An 11,463-nucleotide genomic window follows, 5' to 3' on the forward strand; every position below is an offset into this window, starting at 1 on the left:
CGGGATAAGCCAGGTGCCTGTTCAGGCCTTAGCCGCCAGCTCGTAACTTTCTAGAATCCCTCGCTCGATAATCTTTGCCATTTCCAGCTCTGTCGGAAATTCACGTGCATAGTCGATGCCGCGCGTACGCAAAGCGGACATCATGCCAGGATCGTCCAGGGCGGCCAGAATTTTTCCGGCAATGTCCGCCGGGCTGGGATCTGTCAGAATGCAATTCTCCCGCCCTCCATAGCTCACCTCATTCCCGTTGACATCGAGGTCAACGACCGGAAGTCCGCACGCCATCATCTCGAACGGGACAAGGGACGGGTTCGTCGTCGAAAAACATACACCTATGTCACAGGATCTGTAGAGATCGCCCAGATCCTCAATACGCGGCGTCATGCCGACATTAGTGAACGGGAAGGGAATATTCTGAAATTTCTCGGATTTGTCGCCATAAAATATGATTTCGACATCGGGCCTCTTCTGAGTGACGATCTCAAGAGCGGCAACGCCTAGAGGATAGCAGCGGCGGGGCATATCTGGCCGCGCAAAATAGGCCAGACGCGGCCTCTGCCCGGCCGGGCGCGGCTCCGCATTCGAATAGTAGATCGTTCGATCCAGCGGGAAACGGAAAAATTCTCCCTCCGTCACCCCCCACTCCTTCTGCAACATATGGAGCGGCCAGGGGCCCGACGTTATCGGATGGAAACCAAAGCGATAGGTTTCACAGGCCCGCACATAGTCAATCCCCATGGGAAAGAACATCGGCTCATAATCCTGGATGAAATAGACATGATGCGTGGCTTTCGCAGCGTTGTCCTTCACCACATAGGCAGTCGTCCAATAGGTGCAGACCAGAACATCAGTTTCCCCGATGTCGTCGACACCATGAACAACGTTGGCCGCCTTTATGTCGAAGAATTCCTTCGTGATGAAATCGCGAATCTGTTCTCCAGTGCTAAAGCGGTGGTTGTCCGGCAAGACATGTACGACGCAGGAATGCCCGAATTCCGATAGATAGCGGATGGCCCGGAAGATGTTGCGATGCCCGCCGGACCCCTCGAAAGGCTGCGGTATCACCCAATCGATCCGAAGCCCGTTCTGCGGACGGAGCCGGGGAACAGGCAAAGCGGCTCTCCGCTCCCTGTCAGCATGGAGGCTGATGGCCTCCTGATAGACGCCTAGCAGCCGTCGCCCCATATGCTGGGGCAATCGCTCGCGGTTGACATGATCCCGAGCGGCGGCGCCCAGGCGGTTCCGCAGGGATGGGTCATCGATAAGCGATTTGAAGGCTGCGTACCAATCCTCTTCGCTCTGCGCGATGATGCCATTCACGTGAGAAGTTATGCTGGCCTGAAATGCGCTGATCGGCGAGGCGATCGTAGGCACACCGGACAAGGCCGGCTCAACATATTTCAGATCGGTTTTCGATTGGCAGAAGGGGCTGCTAGGATCGAAGGGAGCAATATTGATATAAGCCGCGGCTGCCTCGATGACCAGATCGCTCCAGTGCATGAAGGGAATGTGGATCACCTTGCGGTTCAGACCGGGCAGATGCGTATCCACATCGAGAAAGCCGACAAGCTTTAGGTACACATCGTCATATTCGCCCAGAATCCGGCGAAGCGCGCCGGCAACCTCACCGAAATCCCGTTCATGCGTACTCGTTCCGCTCAGGAACGTGATGAAACGAGGGCCAGTCTCATATCCGCCAAGGCTTCCAGCGACATCGATTTGCCGGTCATTCACGCCATTAGGGACGACCCACACTTTCTTGTTCGTGAATTTATGAGCATAATCAGCGAGAAAGGGTGTTGAAACGGTGATATAGTCGCAGGCTTTCATGACGCGCTCGATGCTCGCCATGCCATCATGATAGTCGCGCTGGCCGGCGTCATCCATCTTTGCAAAGGCATCGATTCCGCTCACCAGCGTGGGATCGAACACCAGATCGTCAATGTCGTATATGGTCGGAATGTTGAGGCGCTTCAGAGCCTCCATGATCGCAGCCATCCGCTCCGAATAACCACTTCGAAAATTCACCACGAGCGAGAACTGACGAAGATAATTCTCGTCAAGGATTTCGGGATGAATTTCCCACATCCATTCAGCTGCGACGCCCTGCATTTGCAGCGCATCTATATGATTGAAGACTCGGTATCGGGCGCTAGGTCCTTCATTGCATCCAATGATGAAAAGCACGCTGATGTTTGCTGCCATGTCAGCCCTCATTCGTTTGGCAATGGCGCTGAAAGCACCGAAGTATGGTCAAATATCCGTGTCCGCGGATTGGCCGACACACGCAGCGCAGTGTCATGCTCGTTATTCGGATCGAAAATGATCGCCACAAGTCAGTGTCGGCATCTGGCCGGCCGGTGCTGCCTTCGGCAAAATTTGCGCAAGCGCACAGCTGATGAAGCCTACGACGGCGATTGCCAAATAGTCGATATTCAAAATTGACCTCTGATATGATCTGTCCAGAAGAGGTTAATTCAGCTGCCTATCGCGCGACCGGGAGGGATGGTCAATTCAATTCCCCTTTCAGGAAGCGCTGCTTGAAAAAGGCTGAAATCCCTTTAGAGAATCCTCACTCCCTGCCCAGCCCGGCAGGAATTGGGGCGGCGCCTTTCACGAGAAGACAGCGCGTCTGCCGAAACCTCATTCGGGAACAAGAAAGAATGGCGGATCAAAGCGCTCTACAGTTCAGCGGCGAAAGGATTGTACCCCAAGCTGATAATTGCGAGCCCAATTTCGCCTTGCGCATGTATCAGGAGCATTTGGCCCGCTATGTCTTTGCGTCCCAGCTCACCCAGGGCAAGGATGTCATCGATATCGGCTGCGGCGTGGGATATGGCTCTCAGCAGCTCGCGCAGCGGGGCGCAGCATCCGTATATGCGTTCGATCTGTCCGAAGATGCGGTCCGTCATGCTCGTATCTATTATTCCCACCCCAATCTGACATTTTCCGTCGATAATGCCGAAGAGTTCGCCACGGATCGCCAGTTCGACGTTGCTGTTTCCTTCGAACTGATCGAACATGTGCATCATGCCGAGCAGGTGTTGCAGCGAATAAAGCGCGCTCTTAAGCCTGACGGCATCCTGATAATGTCGACGCCGCGCGCGTTGGAACAGCTCAGAACGCATCATCATACGCATGAGTTTTCACTGGAAGAATATGAGGAGATGATCCGGAAATATTTTCCCAATGTGGACATGTATGTCGAAAATAATCATTTCTCGTCGATTGTTACGAGAAATCGTCCGAATGCTATCAAGAATATTGAATGCCTCAAAGATCAATATTCTCTTGAGCAGGCGGACTATTTCATTTCGGTTTCGTCCAGCAGTGGGGCCTCTCTCCCGCAGTTAGAACCTGTCATCACCTTGAACGACGACGCTTATGTCACGATGCTCGAGCGTGACGTAGCCATACTCCACAAGGCCGAGGATGATCTCCGCGACCGCGTCGGCATGATTGAAGGCGAAATGGAGAGACTGCGCATTACCGCCGAAAATGCCGAAGCACGACGACTGGACGCGTTCGAATATGCACGCAATTCCGGCAATCGGGCCGATGGTCTCCAGCGTGAATTGGACATGTTGCGTCGCGATCTGCAGTTGATCCTCAGCGCGCCGCAAACTTTGCCCCCGGCCGGAGATCAACACCGTGAAATCGTGGAATCCATGCAGCGGGTTTTCGGCGGAACGGTTGCAACGCATTATCTGGCGCGGGATCCGATCGTCGATCTCATTCATCAGAAAATGGTGTCGCTTCAGCAGGATCTGTCAGGGTTGCATGTAATAGCCGACGACTGGCATTCCCAGATCATGCGGCTCCGCAACAGCAAATCCTGGCGATTTACCAAGCATTTTCGCGGGTTCGGGAAATTTTTTGGCAAGATATTCAAGTAAGATAGAAAATCTGTATTTTATCAAAAAAGAGGGAAGACAAAAAGTACTTCTTCCCTCTTAATACCTTGGGACCAAAACCCAATCATCCTCTTGAAAAGCAATTGTCATGTTGATTCGATGGGTCTCGATCAGAGGAGGCTCGGGGATCGTCCACATGCTCAAGTATGGCGGCCGGTGGAGGACTGCCCGAGCGGATACGGACCTTCGACGAGGGTCTGCAATCGTTGGAACCGATGGAGCCACCGCGGCATCCTGGCGGCCTTGACCGAGGAAGGCTGGATGCCGAAACGGCCCAGATCGACAGCAGCTACATCAAGGCCCACCGCTGCGCTGGTGGAGGAAAAGGGGAGATCGAGCCAATGCCATTGGCATCTCGCGTAGCGACAGAACGACGAAGTTCCACGCACTCGTCGATGCCATCGGGCGACCGCTCCGCCTCGTCCTGACGCCAGGCAATTATCGGACATCGAGGGCGCTGACCTGCTCATCGGCGCGACTGCGGGCATGAAGCGCGTCATTGCCGACCGTGGATACGACGCCAATCGGCTGCGCTCGACGCTGCGCGACCAGGTACGATCCCCGTCATTCCTGGCAGACGTAACCGGAAGCGCCCAATCCAATACGACCAGCGTCGCTACCGGGACCGCTGGCTCGTCGAAGCCATGTTCTGCCACCTCAAGGACTTCCGCCGTCGCGCCACCGCTGCCATCGCATTCTGGTTCTGAACGAGTCTGGGCCCTAGCATGTTGTGATTCACGCCGTCCTGCGAGAGATGGAGTGATCAATGGATGGACTGATCTTGCTCGGTAGGAGCATAACCGAAGGACCGCGGTATCCAAGCGATATGACGGTAGGGAATGGCGCTGAGAGCCACGTTCCTATCTCCAGGCCGCCGGGGCGGCCGCCCCCAAACGGCGAATATGCACAAAGTGCTCAATGCGCTGTTGTATTTGGCCTCTGCTGGTTGTGCCTGACGCCTGCTATCCAAGTGCTTTGGGCACGGCCTTGACGGGGCGACGCAACTTCTACGCTTGGCAAAACGCCGGCGTTGATTGACAAAAGAGATATCAGATAGCTATCTAGTACCAAAAGGGAATCATTCATGCCAACCATCGTCTTTGTCAGCCCCAAAGGCGGTGTCGGCAAGACCACCGCTGCACTGCTACTTTCTTCTGAGCTCGCACGTGCAGCGCCGGTCACAGTAGTCGATGCGGACCCCAATCACCCCATTGCCGCCTGGAGCCGGGGTGCCATCCTTCCCAAAAATCTCTCGATCCTCGCTGACGTCGACGAGGATACGATCCTCGACCGCATCGAAGAGGCATCCGCGCAAACGCCATTCGTAGTCGTCGATCTTGAAGGAACGGCGGCCAAGATCGTGCTGCTGGCGGTGAGCCAAGCCGACTTGGTGATAATCCCGATGCAAGGCTCCCAACTCGACGCCGAGCAGGCCAGTCGAGCAATTCGGGTGCTCAAGCAACACGAAAAAATGACGGGGCGGGCAGTGCCTTTTGGTGTGCTGTTGACACGCACTAGCCCGATCATCCGCACTCGAACCATGGGCCATATTCATAACGGCCTTCTTGATGCAGGTGTGCCGGTATTTGAAACTCAACTTAACGAGCGTGAAGCCTTCCGGGCGATGTTCTCCTTTCAGCAGACGCTAGAAAACCTCGATCCGCGGGAGGTGTCCAACCTGGACAAGGCCCAAGTTAATGCCGAACAGTTCGCTGCTGAAGTGATTGAACGTCTGCGGGCGGTTCGCAGTGGATCGGAAAACGCGACTACTACTGACGTGGGAGCAGCATGATGACCAGGGCCAATCCCTTCGGCGATCTCGATGATTTTACCCGGCAAGACACGCCCAAGCCAGTTCCTGCGGCAGCGATCGAAGAGTTAGCTGAGACCAGCGGATTTCCAAGCCGCAAGGCACAGCGCCAGTCTACGGCTTCGGATGCAGAAGTTACGCCATCATCAACTATCGTCCAAAAGCCACGCCGCCGACGGCGCACCACTGGCCGCAGCCATCAGATCAACATCAAGGCCACTGAGGAAACTATCACTGAGCTCTACCGGGTGGCCGACGAGCTCGATTTACCTCTTGGAGCCGTGCTGGAACAGGCATTGGCGGCATTGGTAGCAATGAAAAGATAGCAGCACACTATCCTTAAGGTATCTTGTGATACCAAAAGATATCTTCTGGTACCATATAATCCATGACAAACGTCATTCTCGATATATCACGTCTAATTTCCCGGGTACGCTACTCTACGCCTTCCGGTGTAGATCGCGTGGAAATGGCTTATGCACGCGGGTTGTTAGGGCAATACGGCGACGATCTGGCTTTTGCTGCAGTTCACCCTACAGGCCTCTATGGGCGTCTTTCGCGTAGAGCGGCACTGTCCTATCTTGACGAACTGGAACGCCGCTGGTCCCGTGAGGATGGAAGCCCCCGGCAGCGATCCCTTGCATCCGTCGTTCCTCAACTCGCGGCATTATTGCCATCCAAAAACGACTGCGGAACTGGTGGGGTATATGTTCAAGCCTCTCCACATCACCTCACGAACGCAAACAAAGTTCGAAAGATTCTTGCCCTTGAAAAGGCCAAGTTTCTTTGCCTGGTCCACGACCTGATCCCGATCGAGTTTCCCGAATATGCACGACCTTCCGGAGCTGCACTGCATCAGCGTCGTATCGAAACGGTTGCGCAGCTGGCTGATGCGGCTGTGGTCAATTCGGCAGCAACCGGTCGCTCGCTTCATCCGTGGATCGAGAGGAGCGGGCGCAAGGTTGCCATCCATGTCGCGCTTCTAGGAACAGAGAATCTCGCGACCACAGCTCCTGAACTTGGAGACGGCCGCCCCTATTTCGTATGTTTGGGGACTATCGAGCCGCGGAAGAACCACCTGCTGCTGCTTAATCTGTGGCGCCATCTTGTGGAAACGCTACCTGCTGAACAGATTCCACGGCTCGTCATCATCGGCCGACGCGGTTGGGAAAATGAGCAGATCATCGACATGTTGGAGCGCTGCCCGGCGCTGAAAGGCCATGTCGACGAAATCGGAGGCTGCTCCGATGCCCGCATGGCAGGACTATTGCGCGGTGCACGGGCTTTGTTGATGCCCTCTTTTGCGGAAGGTTACGGCATGCCGGTAGCCGAAGCACTTTCCGTAGGAATGCCAGCAATATGCAGCGATCTTCCTGCTCTGCGCGAAGTGGGAGGGGATGTGCCGGAATATCTAGATCCGCTGGATGGTCCTGGCTGGAAGTCAGCAATCTTCGACCATGCTGAGCGCGGGCCACGATACATGGCCCAGATGGAGCGATTACCTCGTTGGCATAATCCGACCTGGGAAGAACATATCGCCATCGTGGCGGAGGCGATCGAACAATTACACTGACGCCAAGGCACCCTGGCAGCCAAAAGGCGAGGGGCCTGAGCAGATGCAGGAGGCCGGGCGTTCCGAGACCGCGCTATCGATAGTTGGCGCCGTGCCCGATGATATTGAATTCGTACCCCCATTTTGCTTTCGAACAGGCGACTATTGGTCGTGAAATGGTACCACACAGAGCACAGTGGTATCATTTAGATACCAAAAGATACCCTGAAAATTAGCCTGTTGCACAAGGTTACAGATTTCGAGCGGGCAAATCGGCTTGCTCCCTCTGGGAGCACTTGCGCCGCTATGCGGCGCATCCAGAGGCTGCGGTTTGAATGATGGTTTATGTTTTTTTTAGACATCGGCTTCTCCTCGCCGTCAGGCGAAAGGGTGTTGGCCGTTAAGGCCAACTCGATATCGAGCTTTGTTTAATGAATCTTGTAGCGGTTGAGGATCACTTTGAGACTCGCGCTCATTCCGCTCTAAATCCCGATCGAGAGCAGCTCCCAAGCGCGCGAGGGCTTTGCCCAGCGGGCCACCGACATGGGCCTCGGCCAGTTCCCGGCAGGTGAGCGTCTTGACCATATGCTCCATGTCTTCCGCCTGACTTTGCGCATGGTGCTCGACATCGTCGGGGAGGGGAGCTGGGCGCATCCAGCGGGGTAGATAGGCAGCGACGATCTTCGGCAGGAATGCGCGATAGGCGTTGGAGGTTTGCTCGTAGCGCGGTCCCGGACCTTCGACGTCCTCGATCCGCTTGAAGCGGCGCTGGCGGACCAGGAAGCCGATGCTTTCCAGAATGCGCAGGCTGCGCGCTACGGTCGCCCGCCCCAAGCTCGTCGCTTCGGCGAGGCGGTCGTAGCTGGGGTAGACCTTGCCCTTGTTGAGGCGTGAGAGTGTCAGAATCTCTTCGAAGACGCGGACACTGGCGGCGGTCAGCGTGGTCAGGAGCTTTTCGACCGGGGTGAGGGTGCGGGCGCCGTTGCGCGCCTCGCTGCGCAGCTGGCGGCCGGCATCGAGGATGCGGCGCGCGGCGCGCAGCAGGCGATCGGTCTCGCCCTTGCCCGGCGACACGAAGAACGCGTGTTCGAACGTCCCGGCCTCCACGCTGTCGCGGAGCACCGGCGCGCCGGTGCGGTGTTGCCCGCCCGACCGCGTCTTGCTCGCACCTTTTGTGCGGCCGAGCGCAGTGGCCAGCGCCGCTTCCAGAGCCATGTTCAGGCTATGCGTTCCCATTCGTCCCTCCGTGGGAGGGCCGTCATCCAGGCAAAAAGATACCGTGGCGCGAAGCGCGCATCCTTGAAAACGGGTTCGGGATGGGGTAAGGACGATCCAGTATTGGTTTGTCTGGAAAAACGTTTGGCGACGTTTGTTCCTACCTCATTAGGATGCCCGGCCTTCGTGCCGGGCTTTCTTTTAGGTGATCACGGCCGATCCTTCTTCAAATCATAGCATTGCAGATGGCCGCGCCGATAAGGCGGCAGCCAGTGCGCCAATTTCGCAGCATTTGATGCGTCGCGAAAGCTATTTCGGTTCGTGCTTTCGAGTAGAATTTCGAAAAATCGTTCGTGCTTTCGAGTAGAAATTACCCTGAGATTCGTGCTTTCAAGTAGAAATTACGGCACCCAATTCGTGCTTTCGAGTAGAAATTACCCTCCGCGAATCAGCTTGCAGCGGTTCCCCGGTGTTCAAGCCCACATCAAAGCACGCAGAATTACGATATCCGATAGCAACCAGATATCTAAATGGTATCCATTTGATATCTGGTTGCTATCGGAGCGATCAATCAAACGGGCACGGCAACCTGCCGGCCCGGATGAGCGGGCCATTGAACGGCAACGTCATCATGATCCGAGAAGATGCCGCATGCTGGTGCGGCTCCTTCGCCAAAACTCTCGTTAGTGGGTTTCCGCAGGACGGACCCGAACGAACATTGTCCCGGTAGCGGAAGCTCCATCGGCGCTGCGTCCCGTATAGGTCACATAAGTCAGGCCGGTGAAAGCACCGACCCGTTCCAGCTTCAGCGTGGTTCCCATCAGGCTCACCGCAACACCAGCGGTGTTCGCCGACACGGCGGTTTCGATCTGCGATGGCGACAGACCGACGAACGGTCGCCAGTCGTTGCAGGACGGCAGCCGGCGAGGTTCCTCGCATTGATCCATCGTGAGGGCATAAGGCGTCGCCAGCCAAGAGGTCAGTTCCCGATAATCGGGGGCAGCGACAAGGCCGTTGATCTTGGGCACTTCGAAGGGTCGGAACCAGGCCGCAGACGCAGCGATATCATCGACGCGGATCGCCGCAATCGCCGTCGCCGTCGGACCACCGGGCAGGAAACTGCCTAGACGCCGCATTTCTGGGAAAACGAAGAAGCGGAAAGCATAAGCCCAGGCCCGGCCATCGGCGAAATTGCCGATGCGGGCAGGCATCGCGGTCATGTATTTGGCCAAGAGACCTGCGCGCAGGTCAAGCCGGTCGACCGGATCTGCGCCCGGCCCGCGCGAGATCAGTGCCTTGAGCGTCGCGGCATCCGTCAGGTCCACTTTGCCGCCCGCGTTGATGTAGTCGGCCAGGATGCGTGAAGAATTCGCCAGAGGTGCAGTGCTGTCCTCCAGATCGCCCGGAAATTCCTTGAGCAGCGATGCCATCACCAGCAGCTGCAAATTTACCTTAGTGAGGCGCTCCGCATCCCGCTTCACCGCGGCATCGGCATTCCCGAGCGACAGCGCCGGGTTGAAAGTCAGCAGCCTGGTTTCAGCGCGCAGGGCATTTGCGCCGGTATCGAGGCCCAATGCTGCCCGGACGCGGGCTTCGCTACCCGCCGCATCGATGAGAGCGCTGAGCGGCGAAATCACCGTCGCCCCCGCCGGCGCCATCATGTTGATGTAGGCGAAGCCGGAGGTCGTATCGACGCCCCAAGCCTCCATCCGCAAGGTAGGTTCGGCGGGAACTTGGCCCGAGATGGGCGGCTGTGCCGAAACGAGGACATTTTGCCCGAATTCGCCATCCATCGTGGTCGGCGTCATCGAATCCTGGACGTTTCCGACGATTCCATCCCCGCTGGTGTCGAGGTCGACTCTGGATGCCACAGGCCCCACGGCCACGACACTGAAACGCGCCGCGGTAGGTGTCGGGCTCGGCGTGGGCGCAGGAGATGGTGACGGTGCTGGTGTTGGAGAAGAGGGTCCCGTGTCCGTGTCTCCACCACAACCGACCAGGAAACCTGCCAGCGACATGGCCGCCGCAGCGCACAGCAACGTATTCCTCAATGCATTAGCCCCCGAAATCCCTGCACCGCCGATTGCACGAACTTAAAGGCTCGTAAACAGCAGGCCTTCGCGGACGAAAATATAACGTAGTTCGTCATGCGCTCACGGAGCGGGAACCGGAAAGCATTCGTCGATTGGCGCTTGAGCCTGGAGGCGAGACGCCGCTGTCCGGTGAGCAGGACAGCGATGTCCAAAAACGTGACTCACAGGTGCCGTTCTACGTCCTGCCTGCCATGCAATACCCGAATGATTTCCACGCGGTCATCATTCTCACGGAAATAGATCATGTGCGATCCGGTCGAGATTTTCAGGTAGCCTGGTCACACGTTGGTTGCCTGCCCGCGCTTCCCGCCAACCGCCAGCGCATGACAGGTATCGCGAATTTCGTCGGTATAGCGGTCGGCCTGATCCGGCCCCCAGTTGTCAGCGCTGTAATCCCAGATTGCGTCGATGTCGGCTTCCGCTGCAGGGGTTAAAGCGAGGGTCTTCATCGGCCCTCATACTCAGCGCGCTTTCGGGCCTTGAATGCCTCGAAATCGAAAGGGCGCGGCTCTCCGGACTGCTCCCCGGCGACGAGGGCGTCCTGGAGTGCACGCACCTTGGCTTCGTGCTCTTCCAGCAGGCGCAATCCCGCGCGAACGACATCGCTTGTTGAACCATAGCGCCCTGCCTGCACCTGCTGGCTGATGAAGCTGGTGAAATGATCACCGATCGTCACGGATGTATTGCGGGGCATCGCCGGAGTTCCTCTGAAAGCCAGCGCATCATGTACCAAAAAGTATTTTTTCTCAAGCCAAGAGTTGCCTTACGAGAGTGCCTCCCTCCCGTCGCGAAGGTGATCTCTGGTGTCCGTAGGGCAAAGCGGAAGGGAAGGCCTGATCAAGCGCAGCTATGAAAAAGGCGCCGCGACCGTTTGGGTCG

At 56.9% G+C, this 11,463-nt stretch carries 8 protein-coding genes and 2 pseudogenes; 5 read left to right on the forward strand and 5 right to left on the reverse strand.

The window, feature by feature from the left end; all coding sequences use genetic code 11:
* Nucleotides 1–21: 21 nt before the first annotated feature.
* Complete coding sequence (locus AC4D6D_RS24075; protein WP_491328856.1) at nucleotides 22–2,205, reverse strand: glycosyltransferase family 4 protein; 2,184 nt, start codon at nucleotides 2,203–2,205, stop codon at nucleotides 22–24.
* A gap of 248 nt (nucleotides 2,206–2,453) precedes the next feature.
* Here AC4D6D_RS24075 and AC4D6D_RS24080 point away from each other — a divergent pair, with 248 nt between their 5' ends.
* The 5 genes and pseudogenes from AC4D6D_RS24080 to AC4D6D_RS24100 all read left to right on the forward strand — a co-directional run bounded on the left by AC4D6D_RS24080 (nucleotide 2,454) and on the right by AC4D6D_RS24100 (nucleotide 7,297).
* A complete protein-coding gene (locus AC4D6D_RS24080) occupies nucleotides 2,454–3,896 on the forward strand; it encodes a class I SAM-dependent methyltransferase (RefSeq protein WP_491328857.1) in 1,443 nt (480 codons plus the stop codon).
* Between the two features lie 784 nt (nucleotides 3,897–4,680).
* A pseudogene (locus tag AC4D6D_RS24085) lies at nucleotides 4,681–4,946 on the forward strand (transposase); the annotation flags it as partial.
* 52 nt (nucleotides 4,947–4,998) lie between these two features.
* Nucleotides 4,999–5,706, forward strand: a complete 708-nt coding sequence (locus AC4D6D_RS24090) for a ParA family protein (protein ID WP_491328858.1) — start codon at nucleotides 4,999–5,001, stop codon at nucleotides 5,704–5,706.
* Entirely contained in the window at nucleotides 5,703–6,050 is a 348-nt protein-coding gene (locus AC4D6D_RS24095) for a hypothetical protein (protein WP_491328859.1), read from the forward strand. The genes AC4D6D_RS24090 and AC4D6D_RS24095 overlap by 4 nt, the downstream gene beginning before the upstream one ends.
* Before the next feature lie 62 nt (nucleotides 6,051–6,112).
* On the forward strand, nucleotides 6,113–7,297 hold the full coding sequence (locus tag AC4D6D_RS24100; RefSeq protein WP_491328860.1) for a glycosyltransferase family 4 protein: 1,185 nt from the start codon (nucleotides 6,113–6,115) through the stop codon (nucleotides 7,295–7,297).
* Between the two features lie 357 nt (nucleotides 7,298–7,654).
* Here AC4D6D_RS24100 and AC4D6D_RS24105 read toward each other — a convergent pair whose 3' ends face one another.
* From AC4D6D_RS24105 to AC4D6D_RS24120, 4 genes and pseudogenes are all read right to left on the reverse strand, one after another.
* A complete protein-coding gene (locus tag AC4D6D_RS24105; RefSeq protein ID WP_491328861.1) occupies nucleotides 7,655–8,491 on the reverse strand; it encodes a helix-turn-helix domain-containing protein in 837 nt (278 codons plus the stop codon).
* 683 nt (nucleotides 8,492–9,174) lie between these two features.
* Nucleotides 9,175–10,362, reverse strand: coding sequence for a hypothetical protein (locus AC4D6D_RS24110; protein ID WP_491328862.1), 1,188 nt, complete (start codon nucleotides 10,360–10,362; stop codon nucleotides 9,175–9,177).
* Between the two features lie 383 nt (nucleotides 10,363–10,745).
* Nucleotides 10,746–11,033 (reverse strand): annotated as a pseudogene (locus AC4D6D_RS24115) (type II toxin-antitoxin system RelE/ParE family toxin).
* A complete protein-coding gene (locus tag AC4D6D_RS24120; RefSeq protein WP_491328863.1) occupies nucleotides 11,030–11,278 on the reverse strand; it encodes a type II toxin-antitoxin system ParD family antitoxin in 249 nt (82 codons plus the stop codon). Before AC4D6D_RS24120 ends, AC4D6D_RS24115 begins: the two are co-directional and overlap by 4 nt.
* Between the last annotated feature and the right edge of the window lie 185 nt (nucleotides 11,279–11,463).

It is taken from the genome of Novosphingobium sp. BF6, assembly GCF_058273105.1.

What these genes read in the sequence shown, in the direction of transcription:
- AC4D6D_RS24075 (WP_491328856.1), bottom strand. Translation starts at nt 2,205, where the DNA reads ATGGCAGCAAACATCAGCGTGCTTTTCATCATTGGATGCAATGAAGGA.
- AC4D6D_RS24080 (WP_491328857.1), top strand. Translation starts at nt 2,454, where the DNA reads ATGATCTGTCCAGAAGAGGTTAATTCAGCTGCCTATCGCGCGACCGGG.
- AC4D6D_RS24090 (WP_491328858.1), top strand. Translation starts at nt 4,999, where the DNA reads ATGCCAACCATCGTCTTTGTCAGCCCCAAAGGCGGTGTCGGCAAGACC.
- AC4D6D_RS24095 (WP_491328859.1), top strand. Translation starts at nt 5,703, where the DNA reads ATGATGACCAGGGCCAATCCCTTCGGCGATCTCGATGATTTTACCCGG.
- AC4D6D_RS24100 (WP_491328860.1), top strand. Translation starts at nt 6,113, where the DNA reads ATGACAAACGTCATTCTCGATATATCACGTCTAATTTCCCGGGTACGC.
- AC4D6D_RS24105 (WP_491328861.1), bottom strand. Translation starts at nt 8,491, where the DNA reads ATGGCTCTGGAAGCGGCGCTGGCCACTGCGCTCGGCCGCACAAAAGGT.
- AC4D6D_RS24120 (WP_491328863.1), bottom strand. Translation starts at nt 11,278, where the DNA reads ATGCCCCGCAATACATCCGTGACGATCGGTGATCATTTCACCAGCTTC.